This is a genomic window from Gordonia sp. (in: high G+C Gram-positive bacteria) (genome assembly GCF_020438995.1).
Classification (GTDB): Bacteria; Actinomycetota; Actinomycetes; order Mycobacteriales; family Mycobacteriaceae; genus Gordonia.
In genome coordinates this window covers 1-17,357 of the sequence record NZ_JAGQTN010000128.1, presented here as the reverse complement: position 1 = coordinate 17,357, position 17,357 = coordinate 1, and the positions used below count along the sequence as shown (strand labels likewise).

The following is a 17,357-nucleotide window of genomic DNA, read 5'->3' as shown; positions in this document are numbered from 1 at the left end:
TGAAGGCCGGATCGCTGGCCACGTCGGGGTGGGTGTTGATGAACTCGCCGTATTCGGCGTTGGCGACCATCGGGGTGTTGACCGCCGACGGGTGCACGGTGTTCACGCGGATGAAGTTCTTGGCCAGCTGGTTGGCGAACAGACGCATCAGTCCGACGACGCCGTGCTTGGCGGCGGTGTAGCCGGCCTGGCCGGGCATCGTGTTCAGGCCCATGCGGTCACGCCGGCAGAGCGCACCCCTCCTGAACATCCCGCGACCGGTTCCGGCTCAGCGCGGTTCGAGCGCCGGCACGAGGAACTGCCGGATCTTGCGCCGGAACCGGTCCAGCACCTCAGGGCTGTCGTCGTCCTGCCCGATGTGGGTGAGTTCGAGTTCGGCGATCCACTCGCACAGCAGCCGGATGTCGACGTATCGGGTCCGAATCTGTGGTCGGTGTTTGCTGGCTCACACCAGAAACTCACCGCGGACACCGAGATTTGTCAAGCGACAAGGCCCGCGACCCGGGCGACCATGACATAGGGCACCGCCGGTCATCCTGTGACGTCGAATCCGATACCGGTGAGCTTCTCGGATTCTTCCCAGAGTCCTTCGCGGCCGGCCTCACGGTTCGCGCGACCGGCGTGGCCGGCCTTCGCCGGCCCACCGCGCACACCGAGCTTGGGGCCGAAGAAGGTACCCGACGGCGCGTCGGAGGTGATCGCCGCCAGCAGGGTGGGCCGCGCGCCGGCGGCCGAGGACTGACCGAGCGGCCGCACGAAGACCTGCATGAGCGGCCCGTACACGCTGCGCGAATGCCCCATCAACTTGGTCCGTGCGATACCCGGGTGGGCGATGAACGACTTCTTCTCCGAGCCCGCCTCGCGAAGACGGTCGGCCAGTTCGAGGCCGAACATCAGATTGGCCATCTTGGAGTCGCCGTAGGCCTGCCAGCGCCGGTAGATGCGTCGCTCCCAGTTGAGATCATCGAGCTTGATGCGGCCGAGCAGATGCATGAACGACGACAGTGTGACCACCCGATCGGAGATCTTGGGCAGCAACAGCGCGGTGAGCGCGAAGTGGCCGAGGTGGTTGGTACCCATCTGCGACTCGAAGCCCTGCGCGGTGCGGCGCAACGGCACCGCCATGATGCCGGCGTTGTTGATCAGGATGTCGGCGGCGTCGACGGAATCGGCGAATCTGCGCACCGAGTCGAGGTCGGCCAGATCGAGTTCGCGCACGGTGGCGGCCGGACCGATCTGCGCGGCCACCTGATCGGCCTTGTCGGTGTTGCGGCAGGCCAGTATGACCTGCGCCCCGCGGGCAGCCAGTGCCTTGGCGGTGTCGGCGCCGAGTCCGCTGTTGGCGCCGGTGATGATCACCGTGCGACCGCTCTGGTCGGGGATATGGGCATCGGGCCATGATTTCCGGGAAGCGGATTTGCGGGAGGCGGATTCCCGGGAGGCGTCTGTCATAGCCGTAGCGTACGGCGCGCCGGACGCAGGATCGACGTCAGGACGTCGGAGATCTTCGGCGGATCGTGTGGCAGGAACTCGACCGGCATGAACAGTTCGGTGGGTTCCTCCCGGCCGCGCACCACCCGGGCGCCCACCGACCGCCAATGCCGCGCCTCGCCGTCGGCCTCACCCACCGCGGACGCATTCGCCAGCACCGAACCGTTCACGGTCTTGGCCAGGTCGGACAGTCGTGCACACTCGTTCACCGGGTCACCGATCACGGTGTACTCGTAACGCCGTTCGGAGCCGATGTTGCCGGCGAAGGTGGTCCCGTAACACACCCCGATCCCCCACTGGATCGGCAGTTCACCACGCAACTGCCGGGCCAGTTCACGGGCCGCGGCCAACGCCGCCGCCGCCGGATTGGGGTGCTCGACGGGCGCACCGAACACCGCGAGCGCGGCATCGCCCTCGAACTTGTTGATCATCCCGTTGTGCCGGCTGACCACCTCGTCGACGATCGTGAAGAACGCGTTGAGCAGTTCGGCGGTCTCGCCCGGATCCTTGTACTCGGCCATCGACGTCGACCCGACGATGTCGACGAACAGCACCCCGACGTCGGCCTTGGTACCTGAGCGGCCCAGTCCCGAGGACATCGCGCGTTCGGCGACGGTGTCGCCGACGTGCCGGGCGAACAGGTCACGCACCCGTTCGCGTTCCTCCAGACCCATGACCAGCTCGTTGAAACCGTGCTGCAGCACACCGATCTCCGACGAGTCGTAGACGGCGACGCGGGCGTCGAAATCACCTCTGTCGACCCGCAGCAATACCTGCCGCAGTTCCATGAGCGGGTCCGAGATCGACCGCGCGACCAGCGACACCACGCGGCTGCCCGCGGTCACCGCTACGAACGCGAGGATGACGGTGGCCCAATCGATGCGACCGTGCGGGCGGGGCAGGATGTCCAGACCGCGCCCGAGATTGAGGATGATCAGCCCGATCAACGGCACCGACGAACTGACCGCCCAGGCGGCGAGCATCCGGGCTCGCACGCCGTGCATCGCGTGGGTGGCGGGGTAGTCGTGCAGCGCCACCACGGCCAGCGGGCGCAACGCCCGCTCGGCGAACAGGAAGGTGAGCGATCCGCTCGACAACGCCGCCAGGGTGAACGCCACCGTCACCCCGAGGATCCGGCCGGCTGTCACATCGTCGGCGACAAGAACGTAGACGCCGACGGCACAGAACCAGGCCGTGACCGTCGCCGCCACCTGGCGGTAGGGCACGTGTTGCACGGCCCTGCGCCGTTCGTGGTCGGCGAGTGAACCGGTACGGAACCAGTGCATCTGCGGACGCAGCATCGCCAGCCCCAGCAACACGTTGAGCGCCAGACCCACGACGACCGCCGCGACGATGGCCGGGAAGTTCGGGGCGCCGATCGTCGAGTCGACGGTGAGCACTCCGCCGTTGTAGGCGAGCTGCACCAGCAGGAAGGTTTCGACGCTGATCGCGGCGTTGCTGACGACGATGACCAGGATCGAGATGGCCGTGGCACGTTTTGCCAGGCGAGTGCGGGTGGCGACGTCGAGGCCACCCCAGTCGACGGCGGGTTCGCCGGTGCCCAGGACGAAGGCCGTGACCTGACGACCGAACGCGAACCTCTGCATCGGGCGCCTGGATGCGGCCCAGCGCGGCGCCACCATGCGCCCTCCTCGCGTGCCCGTTCTTTCACCGACGACCAGTAGTAGGAGCCTACCCAATCGCGTGTCAGCCGAGCGACCTACGCGATAACTGACGGGCGCGTCGCACATATAGCCCGGCCGGTGGCGCCGTCGGGCAGCCACCGGCCGGAATGGTCGGCCGTTGGATCAGGCGCCCTTGCCGGCCTCGATCTCCAGGTTGATGGTGATCTTGTCGCCGACGACCACACCGCCACCTTCGAGCGGCATTTCCAGGTCGACGCCGAAGTCCTTGCGGTTGATCACGGTCGTGGCCTCGAAGCCGGCGATCGGACCCGCGCCCATGCCCGGGTTGACGCCGTTGAACTCCAGCTTGAGGCTGACGCTCTTCGTGACGCCCTTGAGGGTGAAGTCACCGGTGAGCACGTAGTCGTCGCCGTCGGCCTCGACATCGGTGGACACGAAGGTGGCCTTCGGGAAGTTCTCGGCGTCGAAGAAGTCCGCGGAGCGCACGTGGCCGTCGCGCTGGTCGTTGCCGGTGTTGATGGAGGCGACCTCGATCTCGGCCTGCACCGACGGGGTGCCGTCCTCGGCGACGGTGATGGTGCCGGAGAAGGTGTCGAACTTGCCGCGGACCTTGCTCACCATGAGGTGCTTGACGGAGAAGCCGACGGTCGAGTGGACCGGGTCGATGGTCCAGGTGCCGGCGGGGATGGGGGCTTTGACGGTCATTGTGGCGTTTCTCCTTGGCGGGTGGTGAACAGGGACAACAGGATTGGGAACAACCCGATCGGGGGAGGCCAGGATCTTCACGAGCGGGACCGCGGCCTTCACGTATTCTAAACGGACCCTGGTCCGATTTAATTCCCGACTGTGAAAATTCGTCCTGACGATACGGTGGAAGGCGCCCGGCCGTCGAGAGGACACGAGTGCAACCACCCGCCATCACCGTCGAGAACCTGACCAAACGCTTCGGCGCGTTCACTGCCGTCGACAACCTCAGCTTCACCGTCTGCCCGGGCCGGATCACCGGTTTCCTGGGCCCCAACGGATCGGGCAAGACCACCACGCTGCGCATGCTGCTCGGCCTGATGGCCCCGACCTCCGGGCGCGCACTCATCGGCGATACCCCCTACGAGGCCATCGAGCGGCCGGCAGGTGTCGTCGGAGCCGCACTGGAGGCATCGAGTTTCCATCCGGGCCGCACCGGGCTCGGTCACCTGCGGATGCTCGCACCGCAGGTCGGCGTCGACGACGCCCGCTGCCGCGAGATCCTCGACTTCGTCGGACTCACCGACGCGGTCAACCGGCGCGTCGGCGGATATTCGATGGGTATGCGCCAGCGCCTCGGCCTGGCCGCCGCCCTGCTCGGCGATCCGAGGATCGTCATTCTCGACGAGCCGACCAACGGCCTCGACCCGCAGGGCATCGTGTGGATCCGGGAACTGCTGCGCTCCCTGGCAGCACAGGGCCGCACGATCCTCGTGTCCAGTCACGTCCTCGGTGAGGTCCGCAGCACCGTCGACGACGTGGTGGTGATCGGCGGCGGCAGGCTCCTGCACGCGTCGTCGCTGACCGCTTTCGAGGGACTGGCACGGCAGTCGGTGGGCATCCGCACACCGGCACCCGACAAGCTGCTGGCCCTGGCCCAGGAACACCAATGGACCATTTCGCAGGGCCCGGGAGGTTTCCGCATCGACGACGTCGACGCCGCCGTCATCGGTGCCGCCGCCTTCGCCGCGGGCATCGAACTGCATCAACTCACCGACATCGGCGGCGACCTGGAGTCGGTGTTCCTGCAATTGACCGCGGGCACCGACCGCCGGGCCACCCCTGCACCGGAAACCACCCCACCCGGGACCACACAGGCAGGAGCCGTCCGATGAAGACCGCACTACTTGCCGAGTACCGCAAGTTCACCTCCACCCGCATGTGGTGGATCCTGCTGATCGGGCTCATCGCCTATCTCGGGTTCGTCGGGCTGGCGATGGCGTTCTCACTGACCGCGGGCACCGACGAACTCGACGCGACAACCCTCGCCGGCGCACCGCTGGCCCGGTCCATCTACGCCCTCATCTCCCCCATCGGCTACGTGTTCCCGCTGGTCATCGGCTCGCTCGCGGTGACCGCCGAGTTCCGGCACAAGACCATCACCGCGAGCCTGCTGGTGGAGCCGCGACGTGGCGTGCTGCTGGGCGCCAAACTGCTCGCGGGAATCCCGATGGGCCTGATCTACGGCGTCACCGCCACCGCGACCGTCGTGATCGCGGCCGCCCCGCTATTGGCCTGGCGTGGTGACGGGGCGTTCCTCACCGACGGCGCGACCGTCGAGGTGATCGTGTTCTCGGTGATCGTGATGGCGTTGTGGCTGATGATGGGCGTAGCGATCGGCTCGGTGCTGTCGAATCAAGTGGCGGCGATCATCGTGCTGCTGGCGTTCACCCAGTTCGTCGAACCGATCGCCCGGGTCGCGCTCGCCGAGTTCGATTCGACGTCGTCGGTGGCCAAGTTCCTGCCGGGCGCGGCGGCCGACGGCATCATCGGCTCCAGCTTCTACAGCAGCGCCGGCAGCGGCACGGCCATCGAACTGCTGTCGCGTCCGGCGGGTGCGGCGATGATGGTCGCCTACATCGTCGCGCTGGCGCTGATCGGCCGGTTCACCACGTTTAAGCGCGACATCAGCTGACAACCCACGTCATTGCGGCGTCGAACGATTCGCATCCAAACGCGACATCAGCTGACGCTCCCCGCTGCGGATTCGCCGAGCGGCATGTATTTCGGCAAATCCCAACACTCGCGCGTGCGGTCGGCTACCGTTCATCGGCGGCTGCTGCCACAATGACGCACGCCTGGAGGGACTTGAGGATGAGTGGAGAATCGGGTGGCACCGGGGTGGGCCCCGCTGTGCTGTCGCTGGTGACCGGGCAGGTCAAGCGGTTCCTGCCGCGACTACGGGTGGGCAACCTCGACGACCGCGACCCCGACGCGATTCGCGAGATGCTGCCCGGAATGTGGCTGGCCATCAGCGTGTGGTTCCGGCCCGACGTACGTGGGCTGCATCACATTCCGGCCAAGGGCCCGGCACTGATCGTCGGCAACCACACCGGCGGCATCCTTTCGCCGGAGGTGCTGATCAGCCAACTCGCGGTCACCTCGTACTTCGGTGCGCAGCGCCCGTTCTATCAACTCGCCCACCGCATGGTGCTCAACTCGCCGCTCGCCCCGATGCTGCGCAAGTTCGGCACCGTCGAGGCCGACCCGGAGAACGGCCACACCGTCCTCGCCGACGGCGGTCTGCTGCAGGTGTTCCCGGGCGGCGACTACGAGGTGTACCGGCCCACGTCACAATCGGCGCTGGTCGACTTCGACCGCCGCAAGGGCTTCCTGCGGCTGGCCCTCAAACACAATGTGCCGATCGTGCCGCAGGTGACCATCGGCGGTCAGGAAACCGCCCTGTTCCTGGCCCGCGGAGACTCGATCGCCCGCTTCCTCGGTCTCGACCGGACCATGCGCCTGAAGGTGCTGCCGATCGTGCTCTCGGCGCCGTTCGGCGTCACCCTGCCGTTCAGCCCGTTCATTCCGCTGCCGGCCAAGATCACCATCTCTTATCTGCCACCCATCGACCTGCGCGCCACCTACGGCGACGATCCCGATCTCGACAAGGTGTACGACGACGTCGTCGGGCAGATGCAGGACGTGCTGACCGCTCTCCAAGCCGAACGAAAGCTGCCGGTTCTCGGATGAAAATCGAACATCGCGAAGTCATCGCCGCCCCCGTCGACGAGGTGTGGGCGCTGTGCTCGGACCCGGTGGGACTGACCCGGTTCACCGGCTCGCACATGCAGATCGTGGCGCAGGAACCCGACCGCGAACCCGCACTCGACTCCCGCTACCGCGTGTTGATGCAGGTGGGCGGCGCCACGATCGGCGGCAGCGTGATCGTCACCGAGTACACCGAGCCGCGCGAACTCGCCTGGGCCACGTACGGCGGTGTGACACACCGGTTCCGGCTGCGGCTGCGACCCGTCGGCGGTGGTACCTCGCTCACCCTGCGGGTGTCCTACGACGCACCGGGCCTGCTCGGCGCGGTCGCCGACCTGGCCGCCTATCCCAAGGTGTTCTCGGTCCTCAAGGACATGGTCGAACACATCAAGACCGAGGCCGAGGGCGAGATCGGCGCCGCGCCCACCAAATCGGTGCCGCGGCGTATCACCGACGAGGTCGAGTACCTCACCACCCTGACCAAGGCCGGCATCATCGCACCGATGCGGCCGGATCGCCTGGTGCGCATAGGTTTTGCCGCGCGCAACTGGGGGCTGTCACCGGCATCGCTGATCGCGATCGGCGAGGCCCGGCACGGCGACCGCATCGCGATCATCGACGACCAGGGTGCACTGACCTACGCCGAGGCCGACCGGCAGAGCACCTCGATCGCCGCGGGCCTGCGGATGATCGGGGTCAGCGAGGGCGACGCCGTGGCGTTGCTGGCCCGCAATCATCGCGGTTTCGTGCTGGCGATGTCCGCGGTGGCGAAGGCAGGAGCCGATGTGCTGCTGCTCAATACCGGATTCTCCGCCAATCAGATCGCCGAGGTGTGCCGCCGCGAGCAGCCGTCGGCGATCATCTACGACTCCGAGTTCGCCGAACTGGTGTCCGACGCTACCGCCAACCGCAGGGCGATCCTCGCCGACGGCGCGAGCACCGACCTCGAACCCGAACCGACGACGCTGGCCGCCCTGGCCGCGGCTTACCCCAACAGTTCGCCGCCGAGCCCAGGCCACACCAGCAAGATCACCATCCTCACCTCCGGCACCACCGGAACTCCGAAAGGTGCTGCGCGAGGAGCAATCTCGGGCGGCGGCTCAATCCCGACGCTGGAGGCCCCGGCAGCGCTGCTCGACCGCATCCCGCTCAAGACCGGGATGCGGGTGGGTCTGGCCGCACCGGCCTTCCACGCCTGGGGTCTGTCGAATCTGCTTCTCGGGCTTGGCCTGGGCTGCACCTTCGTGTGCGTGCGCAAGTTCGATCCCGAGCAGTGGCTGGCGGCGATCGCCGAGCACGACGTGCAGGCGCTGGCCGTGGTACCGGTGATGCTGCAACGCATGCTGGAGTTGCCCGGTGACGTGCGTCAGCGGTACGACACGTCGTCGCTGACGGTGGTCGCGGCATCGGGATCGGCACTGCCCGGCGACCTTTCGGACCGATGGATGAATGAGTTCGGCGACAATCTGTACAACCTGTACGGCTCCACCGAGGTCGCCAACGCCACCATCGCCACACCCGAGGACATGCGGCGCGCACCCGGAACCGCGGGCAAACCGACCCGCGGCACCACGGTGAAGCTGTTGGACGAGAACAACTCCGAGGTCCCGCAGGGCGAGGTGGGCCGTATCTTCGTCGGCAACTCCCAGCTGTTCGACGGCTATTCCGGCGGCGGCGACAAACAGCGCCGCAACGGCCTGATGGCGACCGGCGACGTGGGCCGTTTCGACGCCGCGGGCAGATTGTTCGTGGTGGGCCGCGACGACGACATGATCGTCTCGGGCGGCGAGAACGTCTTCCCCAAGGAGGTCGAGGACACCATCTCCCGGCATCCGGCGGTCGCCGATGTCGCGGCCATCGGTGTCGACGACGAGAAGTTCGGGCAACGTCTGCGGGCGTTCGTCGTCCTGCGCGACGGCCAGCAGACCACCGCGGATGAACTCAAAGCACTGGTCAAGAGCCAACTCGCCGGCTACAAGGTGCCCCGCGACATCGACTTCATCGATGAGTTGCCCCGCAATGCCACCGGAAAGGTCCTGCGGCGAGAACTGCAGTCGCGTTGACCGCAGTGAATGGAAAACAATTTCAGATCGGTATTTCATCGCTGCGCAATATTAGGGAAGGCTATCTTTCGTAGTGTCCGACTTGGTACTGTTCTAGCCATGAATCCAACAAAGAATTCTGTTCACGGATCCGTTCGGGTGGCGGGCGTGCTCGCGGCCGTCGCCACGGCCGGAACCCTGACCACCGCACTCGCGGCGGACGCGGAGGCCGCCAACTACCGGGACGGCACCTACTCTGCCACCGGCAACTACACCCGTCCGGGCGGACCGGACAAGATCAATGTGACTGTCACACTGAAGAAGAACATCGTCCGGTCCGTCCGCGTCACTCCCGGCTCGTCGCATCCGGTCGCGTCGCGGTTCCAGCGTCTGGCCGCCGGTTCGATCGCCTCTCAGGTCGTCGGTAAGAACATCGACTCGGTCAACGTGGGCAAGACCGCCGGATCGTCGTTGACGCCGAAGGGATTCAACAACGCGATTTCCAAGATCAAATCGCAGGCCCGGCGGTAGTACCGCAAATTGACACACGCCATCACCGCCGATTGGTCTTTTGAATCACTGGGGACGCAATGGATGGTGTCCACACCGGAACCACTGCCACCTGAGTGCACCCACGCGGTCACCGCCGAACTCGACCGCATAGACGTGATGTGGTCGAGGTTCCGCAGCGATTCCACCGTCGGTGAGATGGCCCGCCGCCCTGGGCGGTTCCCGATTCCCGAGTCCGATCAGCCACTGGTGGACTGGTACTGGCGTCTGTACCAGTCCACCGGCGGCGCGGTCTCCCCGTTCGTCGGGCAGGCCCTGGCCGACGCCGGATACGACGCGAGCTATTCGCTGCGTCGAATCGCCGGCATCGCGCCGTGCCCCACCTGGTCCGATGTCATCGAGTCCCACGACGGCGAGTTGGTCACCCGGCTGGCCGCGATCATCGATGTCGGTGCCGCGGGCAAGGGTTTCGCGATCGACCGCGTCGCGGCGATCGTCGCGGAGCAGACCGGAACGTTCATCGTCGACGGGAGCGGCGACATGGTCATCTCGACCGGCGACACGCCGGTGCGGGTCGCTCTGGAACACCCGGCCGACCCCACCAAGGCGATCGGCGTCGCCGAGATGTCTTCCGGCGCCATCTGCGCGTCGGCTAGCAACCGGCGGTCCTGGGCGGATGGGATCGGGGAGTCTGCCGGAACCTGGCATCACATCATCGATCCCAAGACCGGGACACCCACCTGGGACGTCGTCGCCACCTGGGTGATCGCGCCGTCGGCAATGATCGCCGACGGTCTGGCGACGGCGCTGTTCTTCACTCCCGCGGAGGACCTGTATGCCCGATCGGAGGGCCTGGATTTTGATTACGTGCTGATCCGGCACAATGGCCAGGTCGAGTATTCCGATTTTCCCGGGTTGGAGCTGTTCGTATGATTCGGTTTGTACCGCGTGGGCTCACCGCGCATCGGGCGGTTCTGCTGGCGCTGGTGGCGCTGACCGCGTGCGCGTTCTTGGTGGCCGCCACCGACGACGAATTCGGCTACCTGCCCGCCGATCTGTTCAAGTCGCTCGTCACGGTGATCGTCGTGTTCGCGACGGTCAGTTTCGCCGGCGCCGCGATCGTCCAGGTGCCACCGAATTCCGATTCGTGGCTGATCACCGCACTCATCCTGTTCTTCGTGATGCCGGTGGCCACCGACTCCGCGACCTGGAAGACCGCAGCGATCGGGGCTGCTGCCGCGGCGGCGTCGAAGTATGTGCTCGTGTGGCGGCGACGCCTGATCTTCAACCCGGTCGTGGTGGGCGCGATCGTCTGTTATGCCCTGATGTACGCCGATATCGGTGGGCTGATGTTCATCTCGTGGTGGGTGGCCGCCGAGCCGCTGCTCGTCCCGATGCTGGTCATCGGGGCACTGCTGGTGATCGTGCTGCGCATCTGGGAACTGGTCGGGGTGTTTCTGGCGGCGTCGGTGATCACGCTGCTGATCGCCGGGCAGTTCACGGCGGTCCCCGACGCCGGGATGTGGCTCAAGTCGACGCCGGTGCTCTTCCTCGGCACGATCATGCTGCCCGAACCGCTGACGTCGCCGCCCACCCGGATCACGACACTGATCTACGGCGCGCTGGTGGGTGTGCTGTTGCACAGCCAGCTGACGTTCGAGGTGAGTTCGGCCTATGAGTTCTCCTTCGACCCGGAGATCGCCCTGGCGTTCGGCTGCCTGTTCGCGTTCGCGGTCCGGCTGTCGTCTGGGACGGCGCGGCGGATTCCGTTGTCGGCCACCACCGAACCGTCGGCGACGGGCACCTATGTGGTGGCCGCTGAACCTACGGGCGATGCCCCGATGTTCGTTCCCGGGCAGTGGGCCACTCTCAGCGCCCCGAGTTGGTCGATGCCGGTGTGGCACAGTTCGCGACGCGTGTTCTCGTTCTCGTCGGTACCGGGTGCCGATTCGGCCGAATTCTCGTTCACCACCGGCCCGCATCCCTCACCGTTCAAGGCACGTCTGATCAGCGACCAGAAGGCCGCCTTCATCGACAATCAGGGCGGCGACTTCGTCGTGAAGCCCGCCGATTTCGCCACCGACCGGATCGTGCTGATCGCGTCGGGAATCGGTATCACCCCGTATATCTCGATGCTGCGCACCTGGCTCGCCGCCGGCACCGATCTGTCACCGGTGGTGCTGGTGCACATGGTGGGCGACGACAGCCGGCGCGTCTATCGCGACGTCCTCGCCGCGGCCGCAGTCCGGGGAGCTCGGGTCGAGATCATCGAGAACCCGGACGCCTCTCCCCAGGCCATCGACCGCATCGTCGATCTGTCCCACGAACTCGCCGCCGCCGGTCCCCCGCCTCGCTACTACATCTCCGGCGTCCCCGGTTTCGTCTCCGCCACCCGCTAGCGCCTGATCCGAGCCCACCGCGACCTCCTGCTGCGCCCCTGGCGAATCCACACCGACTCCTTCACCGGCTACTGATCCGCTCGTAGGTCATCAGCGATACCCCACTGTCGAACGGTGCAGCCGACCGCAGCGCGTACCGGTCGATCACGGGTTGCGCGCCGGATGGTTGGGTTCCGAAGAGCGGCACACCTTTTCCGAGGACGACGGGATACACCTTGAGGTGCAGTTCGTCGATCTCCTCGCGTAGCGCGCCCGCCAGGGTTCCACCACCACACAGCCAGATATCCAGTCCTTCTTCGGCTTTCAGCTCGCGGACGCGTTCAGCCGGATCCGTGCGCACCAGTTCGATAGCAGGATCGTCGACGACGGTCAGCGTGGTGGAGAACACCAGATGCCGCAGGTGCCGGTAGGCATTGGTCACGCCCGCCGCCAACCCGATCTCGTACGTGCCACGTCCTTCGAGCACGGTGTCGAAATGCTGTGGCGCAGTGTCGGTCAGACCGAGCATCGGCCGGATGTGGCTGGGAATCATCTCCGGATATTCGGCGATGAGTGGCACCGCGTGAGCGCCTTCGGGATTGAATACCGTACCGGTGGGATCGCTGTCGGCGGCATCGGAGATGAAGCCGTCGAGTGTGGTCGCGACAAAATAGACAAGTTTTCGCATGAGAGCCCCTCAAGGGTATGAGAATGACGCGCCCACTGTCGGGGCGCGCAATGACCGTGTGATCGGGCTCAGGAGATCATGTCGGCCAACGTACGCCCACGACCGAACAGACGCAAGCACCTTTCGTACCGGCTACAGACTGAGTGCGTCGATGTCTACACTCAGCGGATAGGGCTTTTCGGTGCTGAACACACCCGTATGGTCGGTGCCCACATACCCGTCATCGGTCAGTTCCAATGCGGTCAGGACTCCCAGGTCCCGATCGATGATCCAGTAGTGACCGATACCGGCGTCGGCGTATTCGCTGCGCTTGGTCACCAGGTCGGTACGCCTGGTACCGGGCGAGAGCACCTCAACCACTACCTCGACCTGTGCTGATTCCAACAGCTCTTCGGCGAACTCCGCGCAGATGACGACATCCGGCACGCGTACGGTCGCGGGTGTTGACGAATCGACGACGAGATCGACTTCCGCGAGGGCCTCGACACCGTCAGGAAGCTGAGCCGAGATCTGCGTCACGAGCCGGGAGATCACGCGAGCATGCGACTTTGCCGGTCCGGGTAACACGAAAAGCACGCCCTCCTGCAGTTCGGTTCGCGTATCCTCGTCCTCCCCCAGGGCACGCCAGTCCGCCAGCGACAAGAGCTGCGGGTACGTCTGGGCGACGGTCATGGCGGCCATTCTACGCGCGGACACCCGTCAACGACGCTGGTCGCGTCGACGGCGGGTGTCCGTGGTCCCCTCCGGTCAGGACTTGAATCTGTCTCGCAGGGACTGTTTGGCGTGACCGGGACACCAGTCGGCCGGCGGCACGGTGCGACGGACTTCCTCGATGTGGCTGCCGCAGCCTGTCCAGGTGGTCTTGCCGCAGATGCGGCATCGGATGGGTTGGCACATGTCGTACTTCCTATCAGTATCTCGTCACTATTGTGCGGCCTGCTCCGAAACGAATCCGCGGAACACCTCGTAGGCGCGGGCCCCGTGGATGGTCGCCGGACCGCCGTGCATGAGGAAGGTGACGCCGATGGCCTCCGCGGCCTCCTGTTCGGTGGCCCCGGCTTTGACCGCGGCCTGCCCGTGCGAGGCGATGCATCCGTCACACCCTTCGACGACGCCGATCGCGAAGGCAATGAGTTCCTTGGTTTTCCGGTCGAGCGCACCGTCCTCGAACGCCGCGGCGGCCAGGGCGCCGAAGCCGGCGTACACATCGGGGATCGCCTTGCGCAGGGCCCGATGCTGCGGCCCCAGCTTGCGCAGGGTGTCCGCGCCGGTCTGGTTGTCTGTCGTGTGGTTGCTGAGGGCGCCGACCATGATGAATCTCCTTGACTTGAATGGGGTTTGGTGTCAACCCGAGGTTATGACACGGCGAACGTAGCATCCCCCCAGGGGGTTATGCAAAGATGGTGATCGTCCACGAACGAACCTGCAAGGAGGCCGAACCCCATGACCGCATTCACCCTCGCCCGCACCCTGGACCTGCCCTACGCCCAGGCGGTGACCCAAGTCCGCGACGGCCTCGCCGGCGTCGGCTTCGGAGTGCTCACCGAGATCGACATCGCGGCCACCCTCAAGACCAAACTGGACGTCGACGTCGCCCCGAAGATCATCCTCGGCGCGTGCCGTCCCCAACTCGCCCATCAGGCCCTACAGGCCGACCCCCGCGTCGCCACCCTGCTCCCCTGCAACGTCGTGGTCAGCGCCGACGGCGACGGTTCACTGGTGGAGATCATGGATCCCGGCGTGATGCCGGCCTTCACCGGCACCGCCGAACTGGAGGTGGTGGCCACCGAGGCCCGTACACTGCTCGCGTCGATGCTCGACAACCTGCAAGGAGTCACCGCGTGAAGATCCCCACCGACGACACCAAACCCATCGTCACCCGCCTCAAACGCGCCCACGGCCACCTCGCCACAGTGATCCGCATGCTCGAAGAAGGCCAGGACTGCGAAGACGTCCTCACCCAGCTAGCCGCCGTCAACAAGGCCCTCGGCCGCAGCGGCTACGCCCTCGTCGCGACGGGCCTCCAACACTGCATCGCCACAGAAGGCCCCGAAAACGTAGACACCAAGAAACTAGAAAAACTCTTCCTAGCCCTAGCCTGAATACCCACACTATGTGGTGGATCGGTGCGCTATACGAGCACCGATCCACCACATAAGCCGCCTGGGGAGGTGCCGCCGCATCGTGTCTTGCGGGCGCCCGGCCGCACACACGTGCAATAACATCGGCGCGCCGGCGCTCCCGAACCCATTGCCACCCAAGGGTGTAGCCCAAAGGGACGAACTTCGCGACGATCCCACGAAAATTTCCGCAACGACGGGTGAAGGTCCAACAAATCTGCCTATCCTGACATCACCGACATCTCGCCGACGTTGCTTCGGAAAGGAGAATCGCCGATGGCGATCGACTACTCACGACGGAAGCCCCCCCCCCGACGCTAAATAGGCTGCAGCAATCGCTGGCAGGCACAGATCCGACGACGCAAACCGGTCCGACTCAGGAACCCGACTGGCTTCAAATTGCCTTGGACCACGGCAAAACAGGAAACGTATCGCAGTCCAACGACGCCGCACGCAAGGCGACCGCACAGCTGCCCGATAGCCCCATTGCGTGGCATGTTCGCGGGTTGAGCTCGTTCCATCTCGACGACAATGCTGACGCCGAGTTCGCACTGGGCGAGGCCATTCGTCTCGATCCCAATGAAGCGAGCAGCCATGACGATCTCGGCGACGTCTACCTCGCCAACGAGCAGGCAGAGCGCGCACTCGCTGAGTATTCTCGAGCCGCAAAACTGGATCCGGGCAACGCACACTACTCGGCATCCGTCGGATGTGCCGAGGCTATGCTCGGCAACATCAATAAGGGGCACGACCTCCTCAAGGCAGCCCACGAGAAGCAGCCGGATGACGACGGTATCCGGGAAATGTATGCCCAGGTTCTTCTGGACATGATCGTCGAAAGTTGGTCTACGAACGAAGACGCCGGCACGAAACTCATCCTCTCGGAGAAGCAGCTCAACTATGGAAAAGAAAAGTTGGCCTTCATCGATACCCTTGGCGTCACAACGATCGACGACGACGTCGCTATCGTACGACAAGACTTGGAGCAAGCCGAACGGGTCAGGTTCTGGTCTAGCAAAGGCTTTTGGCTCCTCATCAAGTGGGTGACGGTCGGTATCCTCTTGACAGTACTCGGTTCATTCATCGAACCGGCGGCCATGGGAGGTTTCGCATTGGCTCTAGTCATAGGTTCCGCCGTACTCACCTACTGGTACCGGATTCCTGGTTGGAAATACAATCGGAGGATCGCATCGTCCCACGTTCGCAAGACCGGTCTCCAGTAGTCGGGGTCGGCATCAACTCAGAAAGAAATCACACCTGCCTCGGGTAGATAATATCCGGGCTCAATATAGGCGACGCTATTTCACCCGACGAACAACTTCGGAAAATCATCTCCGCCGCGAAAGGAACTCATATCATGAGCTATTATCAGAATTGCACCCATTGCCACAAGCCCACCCTCGAGTGCCAGAAGTGCCACGGCAAAGGAAGCGGCTCAGGCATGTTCAACGGCAACCAGCCCTGCAGCTACTGCAGCAAAGGAGCCGTTTGTCGAACCCATGGCAAACACTGGGAGTGACGTGCGTGGAGTGCGACCGCATTGAGCGCATCGGGCATGCGCCCCAGCGTCGGCACGTCACCGACCGCTCGATCCATGGTGATGCGAAGCGAATCCGATGTGTATCAGATTTGGCGGCCGAAGCCACAGCGGAGTTCAAACGATCGAGCAAGACGGAACTCAACCTCGGTACGTTGAGTTCCGTCTTGCTCGCACCGCCCGAGCAGGATGTCAGCCCGTTCGGGCATTCTGTCAATACCGCTATAGGCATCGACGACGACCTGATCACGGGCCGCGACTACAACCCGCCGATATCTGTTCGGCTGAGTTGGCTCACGCCGCCGAACGCGATCGGTGCTGCTCTTCTTCTCGAACGAGCCCGGCTGCTTGTACTCAAGGCCGACTACCGCGACTGCGCGCGATGTCTTCGACGTAAAGCACGGACCACGCATCTCCCGCGCTGGACCGGCAACATTTCGTTCTGCATCACCTGTCAAGGAGTCGTCGGCATCGACCGCAGCTTCCCAGAAGATGGAGCGGCGAAATCCAGCTCACCAACCGTCCGGAAGCTGCCGGGCCACTTCGCAATCGGCGCGCCCAGGGCTTCATCGGCGGTACCACGCCTCACGTGGCACGCGGGCCGTCCCGCGGGCCACGTGCAAGCGAGCGCATCCAGATCCCGGCGCGCGGCGGTCTCGATCTGCCGCGCAGGCCATCGAGCACGATCGATGTCGTAGGCAACTCCTATCCTCACCGGTATGGTTTCGATGCGCCACGAGGCGATCGTCGAGTTGATCCGATTATGTCCGGCATTCGCAGCCGAGATGCTCACCGGAGTCGCCGATCTCGTCGTACCCGAGTATGAGTCGGCGGAGCTCGGCTCGCCCGACCTGAGTGAGGTGGTGCCGACCGAGCGGCGGGCCGATGCGGTGGTCACACTCAATCAGGACGGTCGCGCGGTCCTTGGGATCGTCGTCGAAGTCCAGTTGGGTCATGACAGCGACAAAACGTACTCCTGGCCCAGCTATGTGATCTCGCTGCGGCAGCGACTGCGGTGCCCCGTTGAAGTACTGGTGGTGTGCGTCGATGACAGCGTGGCGCGCTGGGCGGCACAACCGATCCAGATCGGACGCGGGTCGATGATCACCCCGATCGTGGTCGGACCGAATCTCGTTCCGGTGATCGATGATGCCGATGTCGCGGCATCAAGCCGGGAGCTGGCGATGCTGTCGGCAATGGCGCACTACGC

17 protein-coding genes and 2 pseudogenes are annotated in these 17,357 nt (G+C 65.2%); 12 read left to right on the top strand and 7 right to left on the bottom strand.

Annotation, left to right across the window (positions count from 1 at the left end; all coding sequences use genetic code 11):
- The 4 genes and pseudogenes from KDB67_RS09940 to KDB67_RS09925 all read right to left on the bottom strand — a co-directional run.
- Positions 1 to 214, bottom strand: a pseudogene (locus KDB67_RS09940) (SDR family oxidoreductase); the annotation flags it as partial.
- 317 nt (positions 215 to 531) lie between these two features.
- Positions 532 to 1,452, bottom strand: a complete 921-nt coding sequence (locus KDB67_RS09935; protein WP_291015393.1) for an oxidoreductase — start codon at positions 1,450 to 1,452, stop codon at positions 532 to 534.
- Positions 1,449 to 3,134, bottom strand: coding sequence for an adenylate/guanylate cyclase domain-containing protein (locus KDB67_RS09930; protein WP_291015392.1), 1,686 nt, complete (start codon positions 3,132 to 3,134; stop codon positions 1,449 to 1,451). The genes KDB67_RS09935 and KDB67_RS09930 overlap by 4 nt, the downstream gene beginning before the upstream one ends.
- 165 nt (positions 3,135 to 3,299) lie before the next feature.
- Complete coding sequence (locus KDB67_RS09925; RefSeq protein WP_291015390.1) at positions 3,300 to 3,842, bottom strand: YceI family protein; 543 nt, start codon at positions 3,840 to 3,842, stop codon at positions 3,300 to 3,302.
- Between the two features lie 197 nt (positions 3,843 to 4,039).
- Here KDB67_RS09925 and KDB67_RS09920 point away from each other — a divergent pair, with 197 nt between their 5' ends.
- The 7 genes from KDB67_RS09920 (at position 4,040) to KDB67_RS09890 (ending at position 11,823) form a co-directional block, all read left to right on the top strand.
- Positions 4,040 to 4,996, top strand: a complete 957-nt coding sequence (locus tag KDB67_RS09920) for an ATP-binding cassette domain-containing protein (RefSeq protein ID WP_291015388.1) — start codon at positions 4,040 to 4,042, stop codon at positions 4,994 to 4,996.
- Positions 4,993 to 5,796 (top strand): ABC transporter permease subunit, encoded by an 804-nt coding sequence (locus KDB67_RS09915; RefSeq protein WP_291015387.1) that lies wholly within the window; start codon positions 4,993 to 4,995, stop codon positions 5,794 to 5,796. Before KDB67_RS09920 ends, KDB67_RS09915 begins: the two co-directional genes overlap by 4 nt.
- 179 nt (positions 5,797 to 5,975) lie before the next feature.
- Entirely contained in the window at positions 5,976 to 6,854 is an 879-nt protein-coding gene (locus tag KDB67_RS09910; protein ID WP_291015386.1) for a 1-acyl-sn-glycerol-3-phosphate acyltransferase, read from the top strand.
- Positions 6,851 to 8,935, top strand: a complete 2,085-nt coding sequence (locus tag KDB67_RS09905; RefSeq protein ID WP_291015384.1) for an AMP-binding protein — start codon at positions 6,851 to 6,853, stop codon at positions 8,933 to 8,935. The genes KDB67_RS09910 and KDB67_RS09905 overlap by 4 nt, the downstream gene beginning before the upstream one ends.
- Positions 8,936 to 9,034: 99 nt before the next feature.
- A complete protein-coding gene (locus KDB67_RS09900) occupies positions 9,035 to 9,445 on the top strand; it encodes an FMN-binding protein (protein WP_291015382.1) in 411 nt (136 codons plus the stop codon).
- 9 nt (positions 9,446 to 9,454) lie between these two features.
- Entirely contained in the window at positions 9,455 to 10,357 is a 903-nt protein-coding gene (locus KDB67_RS09895; protein WP_324384630.1) for an FAD:protein FMN transferase, read from the top strand.
- Positions 10,354 to 11,823: an oxidoreductase gene (locus KDB67_RS09890; RefSeq protein WP_291015378.1), complete on the top strand. Its 1,470-nt coding sequence runs from the start codon at positions 10,354 to 10,356 to the stop codon at positions 11,821 to 11,823. Before KDB67_RS09895 ends, KDB67_RS09890 begins: the two co-directional genes overlap by 4 nt.
- Positions 11,824 to 11,884: 61 nt before the next feature.
- Here the strand turns inward: KDB67_RS09890 and KDB67_RS09885 are convergent, their stop codons facing one another.
- The 3 genes from KDB67_RS09885 to KDB67_RS09875 form a co-directional block, all read right to left on the bottom strand.
- On the bottom strand, positions 11,885 to 12,490 hold the full coding sequence (locus tag KDB67_RS09885) for a dihydrofolate reductase family protein (protein WP_291015377.1): 606 nt from the start codon (positions 12,488 to 12,490) through the stop codon (positions 11,885 to 11,887).
- A 132-nt stretch (positions 12,491 to 12,622) separates the two neighbouring features.
- The gene (locus tag KDB67_RS09880) at positions 12,623 to 13,162 is read right to left on the bottom strand and encodes a Uma2 family endonuclease (RefSeq protein ID WP_291015375.1); all 540 of its coding nucleotides are present in this window, start codon (positions 13,160 to 13,162) and stop codon (positions 12,623 to 12,625) included.
- A gap of 252 nt (positions 13,163 to 13,414) precedes the next feature.
- Positions 13,415 to 13,801: a carboxymuconolactone decarboxylase family protein gene (locus tag KDB67_RS09875; protein ID WP_291015374.1), complete on the bottom strand. Its 387-nt coding sequence runs from the start codon at positions 13,799 to 13,801 to the stop codon at positions 13,415 to 13,417.
- Between the two features lie 132 nt (positions 13,802 to 13,933).
- Between KDB67_RS09875 and KDB67_RS09870 the strand changes: the two genes are divergently transcribed.
- The 5 genes and pseudogenes from KDB67_RS09870 to KDB67_RS09850 all read left to right on the top strand — a co-directional run.
- Positions 13,934 to 14,335 (top strand): DUF302 domain-containing protein, encoded by a 402-nt coding sequence (locus KDB67_RS09870; RefSeq protein WP_291015373.1) that lies wholly within the window; start codon positions 13,934 to 13,936, stop codon positions 14,333 to 14,335.
- A complete protein-coding gene (locus tag KDB67_RS09865; RefSeq protein WP_291015372.1) occupies positions 14,332 to 14,592 on the top strand; it encodes a metal-sensitive transcriptional regulator in 261 nt (86 codons plus the stop codon). Before KDB67_RS09870 ends, KDB67_RS09865 begins: the two co-directional genes overlap by 4 nt.
- Positions 14,593 to 15,014: 422 nt before the next feature.
- A complete protein-coding gene (locus KDB67_RS09860) occupies positions 15,015 to 15,833 on the top strand; it encodes a tetratricopeptide repeat protein (protein ID WP_291015370.1) in 819 nt (272 codons plus the stop codon).
- 301 nt (positions 15,834 to 16,134) lie between these two features.
- The gene (locus KDB67_RS09855; RefSeq protein WP_291015369.1) at positions 16,135 to 16,845 is read left to right on the top strand and encodes a hypothetical protein; all 711 of its coding nucleotides are present in this window, start codon (positions 16,135 to 16,137) and stop codon (positions 16,843 to 16,845) included.
- Positions 16,846 to 16,866: 21 nt separating this feature from the next.
- A pseudogene (locus tag KDB67_RS09850) lies at positions 16,867 to 17,357 on the top strand (hypothetical protein); the annotation flags it as partial.

Coding starts and splice junctions, on each gene's coding strand:
- KDB67_RS09930 (WP_291015392.1), bottom strand. CDS start 3,134: ATGGTGGCGCCGCGCTGGGCCGCATCCAGGCGCCCGATGCAGAGGTTC.
- KDB67_RS09885 (WP_291015377.1), bottom strand. CDS start 12,490: ATGCGAAAACTTGTCTATTTTGTCGCGACCACACTCGACGGCTTCATC.
- KDB67_RS09890 (WP_291015378.1), top strand. CDS start 10,354: ATGATTCGGTTTGTACCGCGTGGGCTCACCGCGCATCGGGCGGTTCTG.
- KDB67_RS09880 (WP_291015375.1), bottom strand. CDS start 13,162: ATGACCGTCGCCCAGACGTACCCGCAGCTCTTGTCGCTGGCGGACTGG.
- KDB67_RS09905 (WP_291015384.1), top strand. CDS start 6,851: ATGAAAATCGAACATCGCGAAGTCATCGCCGCCCCCGTCGACGAGGTG.
- KDB67_RS09870 (WP_291015373.1), top strand. CDS start 13,934: ATGACCGCATTCACCCTCGCCCGCACCCTGGACCTGCCCTACGCCCAG.
- KDB67_RS09935 (WP_291015393.1), bottom strand. CDS start 1,452: ATGACAGACGCCTCCCGGGAATCCGCCTCCCGCAAATCCGCTTCCCGG.
- KDB67_RS09910 (WP_291015386.1), top strand. CDS start 5,976: ATGAGTGGAGAATCGGGTGGCACCGGGGTGGGCCCCGCTGTGCTGTCG.
- KDB67_RS09900 (WP_291015382.1), top strand. CDS start 9,035: ATGAATCCAACAAAGAATTCTGTTCACGGATCCGTTCGGGTGGCGGGC.
- KDB67_RS09915 (WP_291015387.1), top strand. CDS start 4,993: ATGAAGACCGCACTACTTGCCGAGTACCGCAAGTTCACCTCCACCCGC.
- KDB67_RS09875 (WP_291015374.1), bottom strand. CDS start 13,801: ATGGTCGGCGCCCTCAGCAACCACACGACAGACAACCAGACCGGCGCG.
- KDB67_RS09925 (WP_291015390.1), bottom strand. CDS start 3,842: ATGACCGTCAAAGCCCCCATCCCCGCCGGCACCTGGACCATCGACCCG.